At 67.3% G+C, this 17137-nt stretch carries 17 protein-coding genes; 7 read left to right on the top strand and 10 right to left on the bottom strand.

Annotation, left to right across the window (positions count from 1 at the left end; all coding sequences use genetic code 11):
* Positions 1-5: 5 nt before the first annotated feature.
* The 10 genes from AC6RIC_RS15695 to rpsF all read right to left on the bottom strand — a co-directional run bounded on the left by AC6RIC_RS15695 (position 6) and on the right by rpsF (position 9949).
* A complete protein-coding gene (locus AC6RIC_RS15695) occupies positions 6-746 on the bottom strand; it encodes an SDR family NAD(P)-dependent oxidoreductase (protein ID WP_454657132.1) in 741 nt (246 codons plus the stop codon).
* A gap of 161 nt (positions 747-907) precedes the next feature.
* On the bottom strand, positions 908-2380 hold the full coding sequence (purF, locus tag AC6RIC_RS15690) for an amidophosphoribosyltransferase (protein ID WP_499733022.1): 1473 nt from the start codon (positions 2378-2380) through the stop codon (positions 908-910).
* A gap of 45 nt (positions 2381-2425) precedes the next feature.
* On the bottom strand, positions 2426-3043 hold the full coding sequence (locus tag AC6RIC_RS15685) for a CvpA family protein (RefSeq protein WP_454657130.1): 618 nt from the start codon (positions 3041-3043) through the stop codon (positions 2426-2428).
* A gap of 107 nt (positions 3044-3150) precedes the next feature.
* The gene (gene radA, locus AC6RIC_RS15680; protein ID WP_454657129.1) at positions 3151-4551 is read right to left on the bottom strand and encodes a DNA repair protein RadA; all 1401 of its coding nucleotides are present in this window, start codon (positions 4549-4551) and stop codon (positions 3151-3153) included.
* A 158-nt stretch (positions 4552-4709) separates the two neighbouring features.
* Complete coding sequence (alr, locus tag AC6RIC_RS15675) at positions 4710-5840, bottom strand: alanine racemase (protein ID WP_499733021.1); 1131 nt, start codon at positions 5838-5840, stop codon at positions 4710-4712.
* Positions 5837-7324 (bottom strand): replicative DNA helicase, encoded by a 1488-nt coding sequence (locus tag AC6RIC_RS15670; protein WP_454657128.1) that lies wholly within the window; start codon positions 7322-7324, stop codon positions 5837-5839. Before AC6RIC_RS15670 ends, alr begins: the two co-directional genes overlap by 4 nt.
* Positions 7325-7543: 219 nt before the next feature.
* Positions 7544-8107 carry a 50S ribosomal protein L9 gene (gene rplI / locus AC6RIC_RS15665; protein ID WP_454657127.1) on the bottom strand — a complete coding sequence of 188 codons (564 nt, stop codon included), beginning with the start codon at positions 8105-8107 and terminating at the stop codon, positions 7544-7546.
* 36 nt (positions 8108-8143) lie between these two features.
* A complete protein-coding gene (locus AC6RIC_RS15660) occupies positions 8144-9091 on the bottom strand; it encodes a DUF2232 domain-containing protein (protein WP_499733020.1) in 948 nt (315 codons plus the stop codon).
* Between the two features lie 178 nt (positions 9092-9269).
* The gene (gene rpsR / locus AC6RIC_RS15655) at positions 9270-9515 is read right to left on the bottom strand and encodes a 30S ribosomal protein S18 (RefSeq protein ID WP_038367644.1); all 246 of its coding nucleotides are present in this window, start codon (positions 9513-9515) and stop codon (positions 9270-9272) included.
* A 2-nt stretch (positions 9516-9517) separates the two neighbouring features.
* Positions 9518-9949: a 30S ribosomal protein S6 gene (rpsF, locus tag AC6RIC_RS15650; protein WP_454657125.1), complete on the bottom strand. Its 432-nt coding sequence runs from the start codon at positions 9947-9949 to the stop codon at positions 9518-9520.
* A 336-nt stretch (positions 9950-10285) separates the two neighbouring features.
* Here rpsF and fabD point away from each other — a divergent pair, with 336 nt between their 5' ends.
* The 7 genes from fabD (at position 10286) to gmk (ending at position 17098) form a co-directional block, all read left to right on the top strand.
* Positions 10286-11230 (top strand): ACP S-malonyltransferase, encoded by a 945-nt coding sequence (gene fabD / locus AC6RIC_RS15645; protein ID WP_499733019.1) that lies wholly within the window; start codon positions 10286-10288, stop codon positions 11228-11230.
* A 105-nt stretch (positions 11231-11335) separates the two neighbouring features.
* Entirely contained in the window at positions 11336-12073 is a 738-nt protein-coding gene (gene fabG / locus AC6RIC_RS15640; protein ID WP_499733018.1) for a 3-oxoacyl-[acyl-carrier-protein] reductase, read from the top strand.
* 264 nt (positions 12074-12337) lie between these two features.
* Positions 12338-12574: an acyl carrier protein gene (locus tag AC6RIC_RS15635; protein WP_047578895.1), complete on the top strand. Its 237-nt coding sequence runs from the start codon at positions 12338-12340 to the stop codon at positions 12572-12574.
* 55 nt (positions 12575-12629) lie between these two features.
* The gene (fabF, locus tag AC6RIC_RS15630; RefSeq protein ID WP_454659001.1) at positions 12630-13901 is read left to right on the top strand and encodes a beta-ketoacyl-ACP synthase II; all 1272 of its coding nucleotides are present in this window, start codon (positions 12630-12632) and stop codon (positions 13899-13901) included.
* A gap of 322 nt (positions 13902-14223) precedes the next feature.
* Entirely contained in the window at positions 14224-15456 is a 1233-nt protein-coding gene (gene mltG, locus AC6RIC_RS15625; protein ID WP_499733017.1) for an endolytic transglycosylase MltG, read from the top strand.
* A 110-nt stretch (positions 15457-15566) separates the two neighbouring features.
* Entirely contained in the window at positions 15567-16448 is an 882-nt protein-coding gene (locus AC6RIC_RS15620) for a YicC/YloC family endoribonuclease (RefSeq protein WP_499733016.1), read from the top strand.
* A gap of 5 nt (positions 16449-16453) precedes the next feature.
* A complete protein-coding gene (gene gmk, locus AC6RIC_RS15615; RefSeq protein WP_454657120.1) occupies positions 16454-17098 on the top strand; it encodes a guanylate kinase in 645 nt (214 codons plus the stop codon).
* The last annotated feature ends 39 nt before the right edge of the window (positions 17099-17137 follow it).

The following is a 17137-nucleotide window of genomic DNA, read 5'->3' as shown; positions in this document are numbered from 1 at the left end:
CCTGTTCAGGCCGGCATCTGCGGGGTCAGCACCTTGCCCTGCGGGAAGTCGAAGATCTTGCCGCTCTCGGACCAATCCGGCGCGGCCAGCCTGACCAGATGCGGTGCCAGCTCCTCCGGCGTCTTCAGCGTCTGCGGGTCTTCGCCCGGCATCGCCTCGGCCCGCATCCGGGTGCGCAGGGGGCCGGGATTGACCAGCATGAGCTTGACCGGGGTCGTCGCCGTCTCGGCCGCATAGGTGCGCCCCAGGGCCTCCACGGCAGCCTTTGAAACCGAATAGGGCCCCCAATAGGCCGTGCACTTGTGGGCAGCGCCCGAGGTCATCAGTAGGACGCGGCCGGCATCCGAAGCGCGCAGCGCCGGGTCGAGCGCCTTGAGCAGGCGCCAGTTGGCTGTGACGTTGATCTCGAGGACCCTGGCCCAGTCCTTCTCGGTGACATGGTCGAGCGGGCTCAGCGAGCCGAGGATACCGGCATTGGCGAGCAGGATGTCGAGCTTGCCCCAGCGTTCCGTAACGGCGTGGCCGAGCTTCTCCAGCCCGCCGGCGTCGCTGAGGTCGAGCGGTACCAGCGTGGCACTGCCGCCGATCGCGACGATCTCGTCGTCGAGTTCCTCCAGCGCGCCAGCCGTGCGGGCGAGCGCGATGACATGCGCGCCCGCTTCGGCAAAGGCGAGGGCGGCGGAACGGCCGATGCCGCGCGAGGCGCCGGTGACGAGCGCGACGCGCCCCTGCAGTGGTTTGGTCATGACGGACGCAGCCCCGGTCTCATCAAGCGCTCGTCATCCCGGACAAGCTGCGAAGCAGCGCCGATCCGGGATCCATTCCGGAGCGCTGCCAATGAAGGTTCAGGCATGGATCCCGGGTTTGCGCTTCGCTTGCCCGGGATGACAGCCCGCTCGCGAAAAGATCAGCCGGCTTCGGCCAGCAGCGAGATCTGCTGCTTGGCGCTCTCGCCGACCATATCGGTCAGCGAGGTCGGATAGTCGCCGGTGAAGCAGTGGTCGGTGAATTGCGGCCGGGCCGGGTCGCGGCGCTCGTGGCCCATCGCCCGGTAGAGCCCGTCCACCGAGATGAAGGCCAGCGAATCCGCGCCGACGAACTGGCGCATCTCCTCAAGCGAATGGGTCGCGGCCAGCAGCTTCTCGCGGTCGGGCGTGTCGATGCCGTAATAGTCGGGATGGGTGATCGGCGGCGAGGAGATGCGGAAATGCACCTCCTTGGCGCCGGCCTCGCGCATCATCTTCACGATCTTGAACGAGGTCGTGCCGCGCACGATCGAATCGTCGACCAGGATGATGCGCTTGCCCTCGACCACCGAGCGGTTGGCCGAATGCTTCAGCTTGACGCCGAGCTCGCGGACCTTCTGCGTCGGCTCGATGAAGGTGCGGCCGACATAGTGGTTGCGGATGATGCCGAGTTCGAACGGGATGCCGCTGGCCTGGGCATAGCCCAGCGCCGCCGGCACGCCGGAATCCGGCACGGGCACGACGACGTCGGCTTCGGTCGGCGCTTCCTGCGCCAGCACCGCGCCCATTGCCTTGCGGCGCTCATAGATGCTGCGGCCCTTCACGATGGAGTCGGGCCGGGCGAAGTAGATGTATTCGAAGATGCAGGGCCGCTCCGCTGCCGGCGGGAAGGGCTTGTGGCTCTCGATCCCGGACTCGGAGATGATCACGACCTCGCCGTTCTCGATCTCGCGGACGAACTTCGCGCCGATGATGTCGAGCGCACAGGTTTCCGAGGTCAGGATCGGGCAGCCGTCGAGCTCGCCGAGCACCAGCGGGCGGATGCCGAGCGGATCGCGGGCGCCGATCAGCTTCTTGTTGGTGATGCCGACGAAGGCATAGGCGCCCTCGATCTGGCGGATCGCCTCGATGAAGCGATCGACGAATTGCTGCTTGCGGCTGCGCGCGACGAGATGCAGCAGAACCTCGGTGTCGGAGGTCGACTGGTAGATCGCGCCGTCGCGGACGAGGTTGCGACGCAGCGTCAGCCCGTTGGTCAGGTTGCCGTTATGCGCGACGGCGAAGCCGCCGCCATGCAGCTCGGCGAAGAGCGGCTGGACGTTGCGCAGGATCGTCTCGCCCGTCGTCGAGTAGCGGACATGGCCGATGGCCTGCTTGCCCTTGAGCTTGTCGATGACGCTCGCTTCCGAGAAGGCGTCGCCGACGAGGCCCAGCCGGCGCTCCGAATGGAAGCGCTTGCCGTCGAAGGAGACGATGCCCGCCGCCTCCTGGCCGCGATGCTGCAGCGCATGCAGGCCGAGCGCGGTCAGCGCCGCGGCATCGGCATGGCCATAGATGCCGAAGACGCCGCATTCCTCCCGCAGCCGGTCGGCATTGGGGTCGAAGGCGGTATCACGCTCGGTTTGCGAGATCATGTCGCGCTCCACGCAGAGGGCTTGTGCTGATGTTCTACGCGCTAATTAGGGACGGGCTGGGGCAGGTGCAACCGGCGCCGGCGTCGCGGGGCTGCGCGGTTCCTCCGCCGGGGCCTCCGGCGCGGTCTCGGCGCCGGGCTTCTTCAGCAGGTTCTTGAAGAAATCGGCCTTCATGTCTTGCGGCAGCATGGCGATCAGCGACTGGCCGGTCTCCTCCAGCACAGGCTTGGCCTTGGCGTCCTTGGCCCAGCTCGGCAGCTTCTCGCTGCCGACGAGCCCGGTGAAGAAGGCATAGCCGATCACCGCCAGCAGCAGGCCGCGGGCCGCGCCGAAGACGAAGCCGAGCGTGCGGTCCAGCGCGCCGATGCGCGAATCCAGCACGAAATCGGAAATCCGGGCCGTGATCAGCGAGACGACGATCAGCGTGCCCAGGAACAGGGCCGCGATCGCGGCGACCAACGCGATCGTGTCCTGCGCCGAGCTCGCCGGGATGTACTGCTTCACGAAGGGCACGAGCTGGGGATGGAACACCCAGGCCACGGCCGCCGCTGCGACCCAGGAGGCGATCGCCAGCACTTCGCGCGTGAAGCCGCGCACGGCCGCGAGCAAAGCCGAGATCAGAACCACGCCGATGACGACGAGATCGAGAATGGTGACAGGCATGGGGAGGGCCGCTTTGCTATGGTCAGGTACCGACCGGCCGGAGGCAGGGCGGCCGTTTCGGCTTTGCTATACGCGTTCCCGGGCTTTCAGTCACCCTTCCGGCAAAGTCATTTCACATCTCTGCGAGGTGCGCGCGCGGCAATATCGGCAACGAGTTCCGTGACATGGCCGAAACGGCGCAGGTTCAGGCCGTTGCCGTCGCCGTGATCGGCGCCGCCGCTCGGCATCAGCGCGGCCTCGAAGCCGAGCTTGGCCGCTTCCCTGAGGCGCGCCGCTGCGACCGCGACCGGCCGAATCGCGCCCGAAAGCGCGATCTCGCCGAAATAGACCGCCTCCTGCGGCAAAGTCGCCCCGCTCAGCGACGAGACCAGCGCGGCAGCGACTGCGACATCGGCCGCCGGCTCGTTGACGCGCAGGCCACCCGCGACGTTGAGATAGACGTCGTGCTGGCCGAGCCTGAGGCCTCCATGCGTCTCGAGCACCGCCAGCACCATGGCGAGCCGGCTGTTCTCCCAGCCGACGACGGCGCGCCGCGGCGTGCCGAGCGCGGTCGGGGCGACCAGCGCCTGGATCTCGACCAGAACCGGCCGCGTGCCCTCCATGCCCGCGAAGACGGCCGCGCCCGGCGCCGGCTGGTCGCGGCCGGCGAGGAACAGTGCCGAGGGGTTGGTGACTTCCGACAGGCCCTTGCCGGTCATCTCGAAGACGCCGATCTCGTCGGTCGCGCCGAAGCGGTTCTTCTGGCCGCGCAGGATGCGGAAGGAATGCGCGCCTTCGCCTTCGAAGGAGAGCACGGCGTCGACCATGTGCTCGACCACGCGTGGTCCGGCGATCTGGCCGTCCTTGGTGACGTGGCCGACGAGGATCAGGCAGACGCCTGACGTCTTGGCATAGCGGATCAGCGCCTGTGCCGAGCCGCGCACCTGCGTCACCGTGCCCGGCGCACTCTCGACCTCGCCGGACCACATCGTCTGGATCGAATCGATCACCACCAGGGCAGGGCGCTCGCCCTGATTGAGGGTCGCGACGATGTCCTCGACATTGGTCTCGGCCGCGAGATCGACCGGCGCCTCGGCCAATCCCATGCGCTCGGCCCGGAGCCTGACCTGCCCGGTCGATTCCTCGCCCGAGACATAGACGACGCGCCGCCCGCCCATCGCCAGCGCGGCGCAGGCCTGCATCAGCAATGTCGACTTGCCGATGCCGGGGTCGCCGCCGATCAACAGCACCGAGCCCGGCACGAAGCCGCCGCCGGTGACGCGGTCCAGTTCCCCGATGCCGGAGACGATGCGTGGCGCATCCTGCGTCTCGCCCTTCAGCGTCTCCAGCGCGAAGACGCGGCCACGCGCCCGGCCGCCTGAGGAGGGGCGGCCGCCGCCGGGAACGGGTGCCGCCTGCGCATCCTCGACCAGCGAGGACCATGTCCCGCAGGCGTCGCACTTGCCCTGCCAGCGGTGATAGACCGCGCCGCAGGACTGGCAGTGATAGGTCGGACCGCGCTTGGCCATCGCTAGATTGTCATTCCGGGGCGCGGCACAGCCGCGAACCCGGAATCCACGACGGGCCGCGACTTATTCCGAAGGCGGTGGCAACCGCTCGCCCGGTCGTGGGTTCCGGGTTCTTCGCTGGTGCGAAGCCCCGGAATGACAAGGGAATGCCCCACCTTCTACAGCCCCACATAACGCCGGTGATAGCGACGGCCGAGGCTGGTCAGTATCTCGTAGCCGATCGTCTTGGCGCCGCCGCCGACCGTCTCCAGGTCGAGAGGGCCGCCGATGAGCGTCACGCTCCCGCCGCGCTTGGCGGTATCGGCGGGGGCGTCGGTGACGTCGATGATGATCAGGTCCATCGAGACCGAGCCGACGAAGGGACAGGAGACGCCGTCGATCAGCACCGAGCCGCCGGTCGAGGTATCGGTCCAGCTGCCGTTGCGCGGATAGCCGTCGGCATAGCCGAGGCAGATCGTGGCGAGCTTGCGCCTGCCCTTGGCCGTCCAGCGCCCATTATAGCCGACTTGCGTGCCGTCCTCGACCTCGCGGGTCTGGATGATCGTCGCCTCCAGTCCCACGACCGGCTTCATCGGGTTCGGCTGCCCGGGCGTCGGATTGCCGCCATAGAGCGCATAGCCCGGTCGGGTCAGCTGATAGGACGGGCAGTCCTTGAGGAAATGGCCCGACGAGTTCTTGAGCGAGGCCGGCACATCCGGCAGCGCCGCGGCGATCTCGGCGAAGGCGGCGATCTGGCGGGCATTGGCCGGATCGGTCTCGTCCTCCGACGAGGCGAAATGGCTCATCAGCAGTCCGATTCCCGCCGCCGCGATCACGCCCGAGCGCTCGCGGGCGAGGTTGAGACCCTCGCCCGGCCAGAGGCCGAGCCGGTTCATCGCCGTGTCGACATGCAGCGCCGCCGGCCGGACCTGCGCGCCGGTCTGCCGGAACGAGGCCCATTCCAGCAATTCCTCATGCGAGCCCAGCACCGGCGACAGCCCATGCGCGGCGAAGGTCTCGGCGGCGCCGGGCAGCAGGCCGTTCAGCACATAGATCGTGGCGTCCGGCGCGACCTTGCGGGCGCGGATGGCTTCAGAGATGTGGGCGACGAAGAAGCTCTTGCAGCCGGCCTTGGCCAGCGCCGTCACGGCCGGCTCGATGCCGATGCCGTAGGCATCCGCCTTGACCACGGCTCCGGCCTCTGTGCCGGCACGTTGTCCGAGCAGGCGCCAGTTCGAGACCAGCGCGTCGAGATCGATGGTGAGGGTCGCGCCGAAGGCGGCGGAATCAGGCAGGTCGGCAGGCATCATTCACGGTCCGGCAGGCGCATCTCATCGGCGCGATCCGAGAAGCGTGTCACATCCGCGTCGAACTGCAAGGCCACCGCGCCGGTCGGGCCGTGACGCTGCTTGCCGATGATCAGTTCGGCGACGCCGTGCATGGCTTCCATCTCGAGCTGCCACTTGTTGTGCTCTTCGGTGCCGGGGCGCGGCTCCTTGCCCTTGAGGTAATACTCCTCGCGATAGACGAACATCACCACGTCGGCGTCCTGCTCGATCGAGCCGGATTCGCGCAGGTCGGAGAGTTGCGGGCGCTTGTCGTCGCGATTCTCGACCTGGCGCGAGAGCTGCGAGAGCGCGATGATCGGGACGTTGAGCTCCTTCGCCAGCGCCTTCAGGCTGGTCGTGATCTCGGTCAGCTCCTGCACGCGGTTCTGGCTGTTCTTCGACGAGCCGGAGAGGAGCTGCAGGTAGTCGATGAACAGGACGTCGAGCCCCTTCTGGCGCTTCAGGCGGCGCGCGCGCGCCATCAATTGCGCGATCGAGATGCCGCCGGTCTGGTCGATATAGAGCGGCAGCTTTTCGATCTGGGCGGCGACATCGGTCAATCGGGCGAAATCGCCCTCGGTGATGCGGCCCTGCCTGATCTTGTAGGAGGAGATGCTCGACTGCTCGGCGACGATACGGGTCGCGAGCTGGTCGGCCGACATTTCGAGCGAGAAGAAGCCGACGATGCCGCCGTCGACCGACTTGATCGAGCCGTCCTCCTGCCGCTCGCCGCGCCACGCCTTGGCGATGTTGAAGGCGATATTGGTGGCAAGCGAAGTCTTGCCCATGGCGGGGCGTCCGGCGAGCACCAGCAGGTCCGAGCGCTGCAGGCCGCCCATGCGCTGGTCGACGTCGCGCAGGCCGGTTGAGATGCCGGAGAGACCGCCGGCGCGCTGGTAGGCGCTGGCCGCCATGTCGATCGCGAGGCGCAGCGCCCCGTCGAATTTCTGGAAGCCGCCCTCGTAACGGCCCTTTTCGGCAAGCTCGTAGAGCTTGCGCTCGGCATCCTCGATCTGCTCGCGCGGCGCCATCTCGACGGGAGCGTCATAGGCGACGTTGACGAGGTCCTCGCCGACGCCGATCAATTGCCGGCGCACGGCGAGGTCGTAGATCGTGCGGCCGTAATCGGCGGCGTTGATGACGGTCGTCGCCTCGGCCGCGAGGCGGGCGAGATACTGGCTCGGCGTGATCTCGCCGAGATCGAGGTCGTTGACGAAGGTCTTGAGCGTGATCGGCGTCGCGATCTTGCCGGCGCGGATCATGCTCGACGCCAGCTCGTAGATGCGCTGATGGATCGGCTCGAAGAAATGGTCCGGCTGCAGGAAGTCGGAGACGCGATAGAATGCGTCGTTATTGACCAGGATCGCGCCCAGCAGCGCCTGCTCGGCCTCGATATTGTGAGGCTGGACGCGGAATTCCGCCTCGCGGTTGTCGAGGCGGGCGACGAGAGCTGTAGCGGTGGCCATGGCCGTCCCGATAAATCAATGCTGACTGATAATTCAAGCCGACAATCAGCCGCGGAAGCTTGCGCTCCGGCATGGCTGAGTCGGGCAGAAAATTACCTTAACATTCTGACAATCGGCGCCAGCAGGCTTCGGTTCCATCCACCACTTTGCACAGCCTCCGAAATGAAAAAGGCGCCGTGTTGCCACGGCGCCCTTGACTCGATTCGGGAGCGATAAGGCTCAGAGCTCGACGTCGCCGGCCTCGGCCAGCGCCGCGCCGACCTCGAGGCCGAGATCGTCGAGATCGAACTTCTCCTGGGCCGTGACGTTCTCGCCGGCAGCCTGGCGCTGAGCCTCTTCGGCCGAGCGGGCGATGTTGACGGTGATCGTGACCGAGACTTCCGGATGCAGCACGACCGGGACGGTGTGCAGGCCGAGCGTCTTGATCGGGGTGTTCAGCGTCACCTGGCCGCGCGAAACGTTGAAGCCGTCCTTGGTCAGGGCCTCGGCGATATCACGGGTCGAGACCGAACCGTAGAGCACGCCGGACTCGCCCGACTGGCGCAGGATGGTGACGCTCTGGCCGTCCAGGCGCTCGGCGACGGCGTCGGCCTCGGACTTCAGCTCGAGGTTGCGGGTCTCGAGCTCGAGCTTCTGGCTCTCGAAGCGCTTCTTGTTGTCCTCGGTGGCGCGCAGCGCCTTGCCGCGGGCGAGCAGGTAGTTGCGGCCGAAGCCGTCGCGAACCTTCACGATGTCGCCCATCTGGCCGAGCTTGGCGACGCGTTCGAGCAGGATCACTTCCATGGGTCTTCTCCTTGTTTTTGTCTTCAGACGTAGGTTTCAGGAATGGTTAGGCGGAGGCGGCAGCGCGGCCCGCTTGCGTAGGCCGAGCAGCGTGTCGATGACGCCCGCGATCGCGAGCAGCGGCGTCAGAACGGCCTGCATCACGACGAGGGCGACATAGATCGAGATCAGCATCGGCAGCCGCCAGGGACGGCCGCGCGAGATGTCGTGCAGCGTGGCGAGCCCGCTGAACATGAAGGCGGCGAGCAGCGCGCCGGCCATGGCCATGGCGGCGACGCCGATGAAGCCGCCGGTCGTCGCGACGAAACCCGTGGCGATCAGCAGCAGCAGCGCCTGACGCGGCAGCGTCGTCGACGGGATGAAGGGCCAGGGCCGCGGCAGACGGTCTGACATCTTCACGGTGCGGGCCGCGAGCCAGAGATTGGCGGTGATGGTGGTGACGAAGGAGGCGCCGATGCCGAGCGGAACGGCCGGGGCCAGGCTCTGCGCGAGTTCCTTGACCTGCACGTCGCCGGGCAGCGCGATCAGCTTGCCGCGCACCATCTCGTTCAGCAGGTTCTCGATCATGCGGGCGATCACCGAGCGATAGGTCTCGTAATCGGTGGTCATCACCAGCGCGCTGCCGACGGTGGCGAGCGCGGCGGTGGCCGCGATCCAGAGCAGCAGGTTGCCGAGCGGATACCATTCGACCCGGCCATCGGTGTCGTCGCGGGCAAGAAGTGCGAGATAGGCGATCCACCAGGCCGGCAGGCCGATGATCAGGGCAAAGGCGATGCCGCCGGTGGGGGCGAGCGCAACCGCGACGGCGAGCGCGCCCGCAGCCGTGGCGAACAGCCCGGAGCGGTGGTTCCAGCCCAGCGATGCGATGAAGATCGGGAGGGGAGCGGCCGAATACAGCACGGCAGCCAGCGGCGATCCGGTGATCACCACTGAGAAGAGCAGGGCCGAAACGAGGCCCGCGCCGATGCCGACGATCGGAATCATAAGTCCGTCCTGCTGTCCCGCTGCTCGCAAGCCTTGCGGCTCGGCAGGGTGAGAGGCTTCTGGCCTCAACGAACCCGAGGGAGTTTCACCGACGGGCGACTGGTTGATCTTGAAAGCGAGAACCGGAGGCGCGTGAGGCGCCTCCGGGATTTATCGGTATCCGGAACCGGTGAACGGCTCAGCGGATGACGTAGGGCAGCAGGCCGAGGAAGCGGGCGCGCTTGATCGCCTGGGCGAGCTCGCGCTGCTTCTTGGCGGAGACCGCCGTGATGCGGGACGGAACGATCTTGCCGCGCTCGGAGATGTAGCGCGAGAGCAGACGCACGTCCTTGTAGTCGATCTTCGGGGCGCCTTCGCCCGAGAAGGGGCAGGACTTGCGGCGGCGGAAGAAGGGGCGACGGGCGCCAGCGGATGCAGTCGACATTCTCAGGCCTCCGCTTCGGTGGTTTCGGTCGCTTCGTCGTCACGACGCGGGCGATCACGGCGCGGGCCGCGATCGAAACGGTCGCCGCCGCGCTCCGGACGGTCTTCGCGGTCACGCTTCTGCAGCATGGCCGACGGACCTTCCTCGAGCTCCTCGACCTTGACGGTCATGAAGCGCAGGACGTCTTCGTTGATGCGCATCTGGCGCTCCATCTCCAGCACGGCGGCGGAGGGAGCCTCGATGTTCAGCAGCGTGTAATGCGCCTTGCGGTTCTTGCGGATGCGGTAGCCGAGGGACTTGACGCCCCAGTACTCGACCTTGCGGATGGCGCCGCCATTCGCTTCGATCACGCCCTTGAAAAGCTCGACAAGAGCTTCGACCTGCTGCGCGCTGACATCCTGCCGCGCGAGCAGCACATGCTCGTACAATGCCATATGTGGCCTTCCTTGTTTCACCCTGCTTCGCCCGGCGCGGAGCCCTCCGAGCCCTGGATAAGGCCCGACAGGATTTCATCGAAGGCGGAGACACGGGATGACGGTTCGGGAAACGAGCCTGCGCCGATCCTTGCGGACATGCGCCATCCGTTCAGCCTCCGGCCGAACAAGCAGATGGCGGTGGTTACAGGGTCCGATGCGTCATGGCAACCGGAATCTGGTGTGGAAGACCGCCCATCCGGCGGAAAAGATGGGCCTTGTGCTTGACTTGGCTGCTAAACCGATGTGACAGCCCCGTCATAATACATAAGTAGTGAAGAACGAGGCGTTCCACGCATGACCACAGCCTTCATCTTCCCGGGCCAGGGTTCGCAGGCCGTCGGCATGGGCAAGAGCCTGGCCGACAACTTCGCCGTCGCGAAGGCGGTTTTCGACGAGGTCGATGCGGCCCTGTCGCAGAAGCTCTCCGCCGTGATGTGGGACGGCCCTTCCGAGGAGCTGACCCTGACGGCTAATGCCCAGCCGGCCCTGATGGCGGTCAGCCTTGCGGTCGTGCGCGTGCTCGAAGGCGAAGCCGGGCTCGATCTGAAGCGCGATGCCGCCTTCGTCGCTGGCCATTCGCTCGGTGAGTACTCGGCGCTGGCCGCCGCCGGCACCTTCTCGATCAGCGATGCCGCCCGCCTGCTGCGCATCCGTGGCGACGCCATGCAGAAGGCTGTTCCGGCCGGACAGGGTGCCATGGCGGCGCTGCTCGGCGCCGAGCTCGATCTCGCTCGCGAGATTGCGGCCGCCGCGGCCCAGGGCGAAGTTTGTGAAGCGGCCAATGACAATGGCGGCGGTCAGGTCGTGCTTTCCGGTGCGAAGGCCGCGATCGACCGCGCCATCGCCCTTGCTGGCGAGCGCGGCGTGAAGCGTGCCATGCTGCTGCCGGTCTCCGCGCCCTTCCATTGCGCCCTGATGCAGCCCGCCGCCGACGCCATGCGCGACGCCTTGGCCAAGGTTACGATGCAGGCGCCGGTCGTTCCGGTCGTCGCCAATGTCGGCGCCGCGCCGCTGAGCGACCCCGATGCGATCCGGGCCTCGCTCGTCGCGCAGGTCACCGGCACGGTGCGCTGGCGCGAATGCGTGCAGGCGATGGCGGCTGCCGGGGTCACCGATTTCGTCGAGGCCGGCAGCGGCAAGGTGCTGGCCGGGCTGGTCAAGCGTATCGTCGCGGGCGCCGCGCCGGTCTCGATCGGCACGGCTGAGGACATCGCGGCCTGGAAGGCCCGCAAGGCTTGATATCGTCGCATCAAACCGAGAAGTGGTTCCCACTTTCGGTCTGATGCGGAGTGCAGAAACCCAGGACGGGCTGCAGCGGCAGGATGCCGAACAAGGGGAGCGAACATGTTTGATCTGACCGGCCGCAAGGCCCTGGTCACCGGCGCGACCGGTGGCCTCGGCGGAGCCATCGCCCGGACGCTGCATGCGCAGGGCGCCAGCGTCGCGATCTCGGGGACGCGCGCCGAAGCGCTGGAAGCCCTGGCGGTCGAGCTCGGCGAGCGCGTCGTGATCGCGCCCTGCAACCTCTCCGACAAGGATTCGGTCGAGGCCCTGGTGCCGACCGCCGAGGAGAAGCTCGGCGGGCTCGATATCCTCGTCAACAATGCCGGCATCACCCGCGACAACCTGTTCATGCGCCTCAAGGACGAGGACTGGGACAGCGTGCTCGCGGTCAACCTGACGGCCGCCTTCCGCCTGTCGCGCGCCGCCGTGAAGTCGATGATGCGCCGCCGCTATGGCCGAATCGTCGCGATCGGCTCCGTCGTCGGCACGACCGGCAACCCCGGCCAGGGCAACTACGCTGCCGCCAAGGCGGGGCTGATCGGCATGTCCAAGGCGCTGGCCGCCGAGGTCGCCAGCCGCAACATCACCGTCAACGTGGTCGCTCCGGGCTTCATCGAGTCGCCGATGACGCAGGCCCTCAACGACAAGCAGCGCGAGGGCATTCTCGCCGGCGTGCCGATGGGCCGCCTTGGCGAGGGCGCCGATGTGGCCGCGGCCGTGGCCTTCCTCGCCAGCACGGAGGCCGGTTACGTGACCGGGCAGACGCTCCACGTCAACGGCGGAATGGCAATGATCTAGGGGCGTTAGCGCTCATTTTAGATCGGTTTTGATAAGTCTGCGGCGCACTCGCCAGCCCGTAAAGGTTGTGTTAACTAGCGCCGTCGCGCTGCCGCTGGGCGATCCGAGGGGACTTGACGAAACCTCGGTTGTTGCGTTTGTGCAGGCTTCGAGCTTTCCGGATCGCGGACATCGTCAGGTGGCGCGGCGGCTCGGAATGAGATCCCTCCACCGCGTCGCATCCCTGCGATGCGTTTTCAGTTTCTAAGTCTAAGGAAAAGACCCATGAGCGATGTTGCCGAGCGCGTGAAGAAGATCGTGGTCGAGCACCTCGGCGTCGAGGCCGACAAGGTCGTCGACGGCGCCAACTTCATCGAGGACCTGGGCGCGGACAGCCTCGACACCGTCGAGCTCGTGATGGCCTTCGAGGAAGAGTTCGGCGTCGAGATCCCCGACGATGCGGCCGAGACGATCGTGACCGTCGGCGACGCCGTGAAGTTCCTCTCCGCGAAGAGCGCCTGATCGGCCCTCAGGGTCGATCCACGCAGAAAGAGCCATGGCTTCTCGCAGTTATCCGATGCGGCGCGTCGTCGTGACCGGGCTCGGCATGGTGACGCCGCTTGCATGCGGCGTCGAGCCGACCTGGTCGCGCCTTCTGGCCGGCGCCAGTGGCGCTGGCCCCATCACCAGTTTCGACGCCAGCGACCTGCCGGCGCGGATCGCCTGCAACATCCCGCGGGGTGACGGCAGCGACGGGACCTTCAATCCCGACCAGTGGATGGAGCCGAAGGAGCAGCGCAAGGTCGATGACTTCATCGTCTTCGCCATGGCGGCGGCCACGCAGGCGTTGCAGGACGCCGGCTGGAAGCCTGAAAGCTACGAGGATCAGATCCGCACCGGCGTCGCCATCGGCTCCGGCATCGGCGGGCTCGGCGGCATCTACGAAGCCTCGCTCCTGCTCAAGGAGCGCGGCCCGCGCCGCCTCTCGCCCTTCTTCATCCCCGGCCGCCTGAGCAATCTGGCGGCGGGCTACGTCTCGATCGAGCACGGGCTGAAAGGTCCGAACCATGCCGTCGTGACCGCCTGCTCGACCGGTGCGCATGCGGTCGGCGACGCTGCCCGCATGATCGCGCTGGGCGATGCCGAGGTCATGGTCGCGGGCGGCGCCGAATCGGCGATCAACCGCATCGGCATTGCCGGCTTCTGTGCCTGCCGCGCGCTCTCGACCGGTTTCAACGATACGCCCGAGAAGGCCTCGCGCCCCTATGACAGGGACCGCGACGGCTTCGTGATGGGTGAGGGCGCTGGCGTGCTCGTGCTCGAGGAGCTCGATCACGCTCTGGCTCGCGGCGCGCGCATCTATGCCGAGATCGTCGGCTACGGCATGTCGGGCGACGCCTATCACATCACCTCGCCCTCCGAGGATGGCGATGGCGCCTATCGCTGCATGCAGGCCGCGCTGGATCGCGCCGGCATCACGGCTGGCGATCTCGACTACATCAACGCCCATGGCACCTCGACGCCGCTCGGTGACGAGATCGAGCTGCGCGCCGTCGAGCGCCTGCTGGCCAATGCGCCCAAGCGCCCGTCCATGTCCTCGACCAAGTCTGCGACCGGCCATCTGCTGGGGGCTGCCGGTGCGATCGAGGCGATCTTCACTGTGCTCGCCATCCGCGACCAGGTTGCGCCGCCGACGATCAATCTCGACAATCCGTCCGTCGAGACCGAGATCGACCTGGTGCCGCATGTCGCCCGCAAGCGCGAGATCGACTACGCGCTGTCGAATTCCTTCGGCTTCGGCGGGACCAATGCCTCGCTGGTGATGCGGCGCTATCGACCCGAACAGTGAGCCGCTGCGAGATAGCGCGGTTTCGCCATAATCTTGGGTAGAGTCTGTAGCCGATGCGGCCGAATGCGTGATTCCGCGTTCACAGCCGCGAGGAAACCGGCTCTAATGCGACCGTCCGGCTTCGGTGCGGTCGCCTGCCCACTCCGGCAGGCGCGGTCAGGTTGCACCGTGCCGAGATCATCTACCCCGTGCTGCGAGCGTCTTGATCGTGAATGATACGCCCCGCGTCGCCCCGAAGAGTCCGAGCGAGGCCCTCAAGCCCGTAGCGCCGCCGGCGCCGCCGCCGAAGGTCCGTCGCCGTCGGCGCAGCCCTTTCCTGTCCATGCTGAGTGGTCTGTTCACGGTCGCGCTCGTCGGCGCCGGCGTGGTGGGTGCCGGCATCGCGATCGTCTCGAACCAGAGCAAGGCGCCGGGGCCGCTCGCCAGCGACCGCACCCTCATCATCCCCAAGGAAAGCGGGCTCACCGAGATCACGGAGCTGCTGCAGCGCGAAGGCCTGATCGAGCATCCGCTGAGCTTCCGCATCGCGGCCATCGTCAGCGGCGACTGGCACAAGCTGAAGGCGGGCGAGTACCTGTTCAAGGCGCGCGTCAGCCCGCAGGAGATCCTCGGTGTCATTTCCAGCGGCAAGTCGGTCGAGTATTCGATCACCATCCCCGAGGGGCTGACGAGCGAGCAGATCGTCGAGCGGCTGCGGAACAACGAGCTTCTGACCGGCGATATCGCGGAAGTGCCCAAGGAAGGCTCGATCCTGCCCGACACCTATCGCTTTCCGCGCGGCTTCTCCCGGAAGGGCATCCTCGACGTGATGGCGCGCAGCCAGGTCGCGGTTCTCAGGAATATCCGCATTCCCGCCGGCCTGCCGATCAAGACGACCGAGGAACTGGTCATCCTCGCCTCGATCGTCGAGAAGGAGACCGGTCGCGCCGACGAGCGCCCGCGTGTCGCCGGCGTCTTCATCAACCGCCTGAACCAGAAGATGCGGCTGCAATCCGACCCGACGATCGTCTACGGCCTCGTCGGCGGCAAGGGCACGCTCGGCCGGTCGATCATGCGCAGCGAGATCACCCAGGCGACACCCTATAACACCTATGTGATCAACGGCCTGCCGCCGGGCCCGATCGCCAATCCCGGCCGCGCCGCCATGGAAGCTGTCGTCAATCACTCGCGGACCAAAGACCTCTACTTCGTTGCCGACGGCAGCGGTGGCCACGCCTTCGCCGAGACCCTCGAGCAGCACAACCGCAATGTCGGGCGCTGGCGCCAGATCGAGACGACGCGTTCGCAGCAGCAGGGCGGCAAGCCGCCGGCGGACAGCGTCGACAAGGTCGAGCCCCCGGCCGGCCCCGACAATCGCACCGAGGCGCCCGCCACGACGCAGCCAGCGGCCGACAATGCCGGCTCCGCCGGCGTTCCGGTCGCCCAGCCGGTCGGAACGGTGGCGGGCACGCGCGCCCGCGCCTTCGACGCTTCGGAAGGCACGACACGGGACCCGCTGCTCAACAAGAGCTTCGACTTGAACTCGCCGAAGCAGGTTCCGCAGCTCAAGCCCTGATCTGCCGGCCGGAAGGCTCTCAATCCCCATTTTCCGGCAGCGGGCCGCTTGCTGTCGCGGATGCGCGCCACTACGGTCCCGCCCGATCTTACACGAAGGCGGCAGGGGCAATGGCCATCGAAAGCATGACGGGGTTTGCCCGTGCGGCAGGAACGGCCGGAGTCCACGGCTGGGCCTGGGAGATCCGCAGCGTCAACGGGCGTGGGCTCGATCTGCGCGTCCGTGTTCCACCCGGTTTCGAGGTCCTCGCCGAGGCGGCCCGCAAGCGGCTGGGTGGCGCCTTCTCGCGCGGAACGCTTCACGTCAATCTCGCCGTCACCAGCGATGCCGGCCCGCCGCGCCCGCGCGTCAACGAGGCGGTTCTCGCTGCGCTGCTTGAGGCCGTGGAGAGGCTGCCGCCCGCTGCCGGGATCAACCCGCCATCCTATGACGGGCTGCTCGGCATCCGCGGCGTCGTCGACTATGCCGACGAGGCGCAGGATGCGCTGAGCGCGGTCGAGGCGCCGGCTCTGGCCGGTCTCGAGGCCGTCACCGACGCCTTGAAGGATGCGCGGGCCGCCGAAGGACGCGCGCTTGAAACGATTGTCCTCGGCCATCTCGAAACCATCGCCCGGCTCGCCGGCGAAGCGGAGCATCACCCCGCCCGCAGCAGCGAGGCGATCCGCGCCCGGATCGCGGCGCAGGTCGAGACGCTTCTGGGAGCGAATAACGGCTTCGAGCCCCAGCGCCTTCACCAGGAGGCTGCGCTGATCGCGGTGCGCGCCGATATCCGCGAGGAGATCGACCGCCTGCAGGCTCATGTCGTGGCTCTGCGCGAGCTCCTGTCCAAGGGCGGCCCGATCGGCCGCAAGCTCGATTTCCTCGCGCAGGAATTCGGCCGCGAGGCTTCGACGCTTTGCGCCAAGGCCAACGATCCCGGCCTGTCGCGTATCGGGCTCGAGCTGCGCACGGTCGTCGACCAGATGCGCGAGCAGGTTCAGAACGTAGAGTGAGCCCGATGGCCGATACCCTTCATCCGGCCCGCCGCGGCCTCATGCTGATCCTGTCCTCGCCCTCGGGCGCCGGCAAGACGACGCTCACCCGCAATCTCAAGAGCGAGAACAATCTCGACCTCTCGATCTCGGTGACGACCCGCGCCAAGCGTCCGTCGGAAATCGAGGGCGTGCATTATCGCTTCATCGACCGCACGGCCTTCGACACCATGCGGCAGCACAACGACCTGCTGGAGTGGGCCGAGGTCCATGGCAACGGCTACGGCACGCCGCGGAAGGAGGTCGAGGCTTCGCTGGCGGCGGGGCGCGACGTGCTGTTCGACATCGACTGGCAGGGCACCCAGCAGATCGTGAAGAAGGCGCGGGCCGACGTGGTCACCATCTTCATCCTGCCGCCCTCGATGGCGGAACTTCGTTCACGCCTGATCCGCCGCGCCGAGGATGCCGAAGAGGTCATCGTCAAGCGCCTCGCCAATGCTCGCGACGAGATCGCGCGCTGGAGCCAGTACGACTACGTCATCGTCAACCACGATCTTCAAACGGCCTATGAGCAGATCAAGGCGATCCTGACGGCCGAGCGCCTGAAGCGCAGCCGCGCCGTCGGCCTCACCGATTTCGTCGACCAGCTCCTGACCGAACAACTGCCCTGATCAGCGGGCGCCACAACCCCTGTCATTCCGGGGCGGCCG

The sequence above is a fragment of the Allobosea sp. TBD101 genome (genome assembly GCF_059817965.1).
The sequence above is the reverse complement of the archived record's forward strand: the minus strand, read 5'-3'. Positions and strand labels throughout refer to the sequence as shown.

Bases quoted from the DNA above. Each gene is read 5' to 3' on its own strand.
- AC6RIC_RS15695 (WP_454657132.1), bottom strand. From the start codon at position 746: ATGACCAAACCACTGCAGGGGCGCGTCGCGCTCGTCACCGGCGCCTCG.
- purF (WP_499733022.1), bottom strand. From the start codon at position 2,380: ATGATCTCGCAAACCGAGCGTGATACCGCCTTCGACCCCAATGCCGAC.
- AC6RIC_RS15685 (WP_454657130.1), bottom strand. From the start codon at position 3,043: ATGCCTGTCACCATTCTCGATCTCGTCGTCATCGGCGTGGTTCTGATC.
- radA (WP_454657129.1), bottom strand. From the start codon at position 4,551: ATGGCCAAGCGCGGTCCGACCTATCACTGCCAGTCCTGCGGCGCGGTC.
- alr (WP_499733021.1), bottom strand. From the start codon at position 5,840: ATGATGCCTGCCGACCTGCCTGATTCCGCCGCCTTCGGCGCGACCCTC.
- AC6RIC_RS15670 (WP_454657128.1), bottom strand. From the start codon at position 7,324: ATGGCCACCGCTACAGCTCTCGTCGCCCGCCTCGACAACCGCGAGGCG.
- rplI (WP_454657127.1), bottom strand. From the start codon at position 8,107: ATGGAAGTGATCCTGCTCGAACGCGTCGCCAAGCTCGGCCAGATGGGC.
- AC6RIC_RS15660 (WP_499733020.1), bottom strand. From the start codon at position 9,091: ATGATTCCGATCGTCGGCATCGGCGCGGGCCTCGTTTCGGCCCTGCTC.
- rpsR (WP_038367644.1), bottom strand. From the start codon at position 9,515: ATGTCGACTGCATCCGCTGGCGCCCGTCGCCCCTTCTTCCGCCGCCGC.
- rpsF (WP_454657125.1), bottom strand. From the start codon at position 9,949: ATGGCATTGTACGAGCATGTGCTGCTCGCGCGGCAGGATGTCAGCGCG.
- fabD (WP_499733019.1), top strand. From the start codon at position 10,286: ATGACCACAGCCTTCATCTTCCCGGGCCAGGGTTCGCAGGCCGTCGGC.
- fabG (WP_499733018.1), top strand. From the start codon at position 11,336: ATGTTTGATCTGACCGGCCGCAAGGCCCTGGTCACCGGCGCGACCGGT.
- AC6RIC_RS15635 (WP_047578895.1), top strand. From the start codon at position 12,338: ATGAGCGATGTTGCCGAGCGCGTGAAGAAGATCGTGGTCGAGCACCTC.
- fabF (WP_454659001.1), top strand. From the start codon at position 12,630: ATGCGGCGCGTCGTCGTGACCGGGCTCGGCATGGTGACGCCGCTTGCA.
- mltG (WP_499733017.1), top strand. From the start codon at position 14,224: ATGCTGAGTGGTCTGTTCACGGTCGCGCTCGTCGGCGCCGGCGTGGTG.
- AC6RIC_RS15620 (WP_499733016.1), top strand. From the start codon at position 15,567: ATGGCCATCGAAAGCATGACGGGGTTTGCCCGTGCGGCAGGAACGGCC.
- gmk (WP_454657120.1), top strand. From the start codon at position 16,454: ATGGCCGATACCCTTCATCCGGCCCGCCGCGGCCTCATGCTGATCCTG.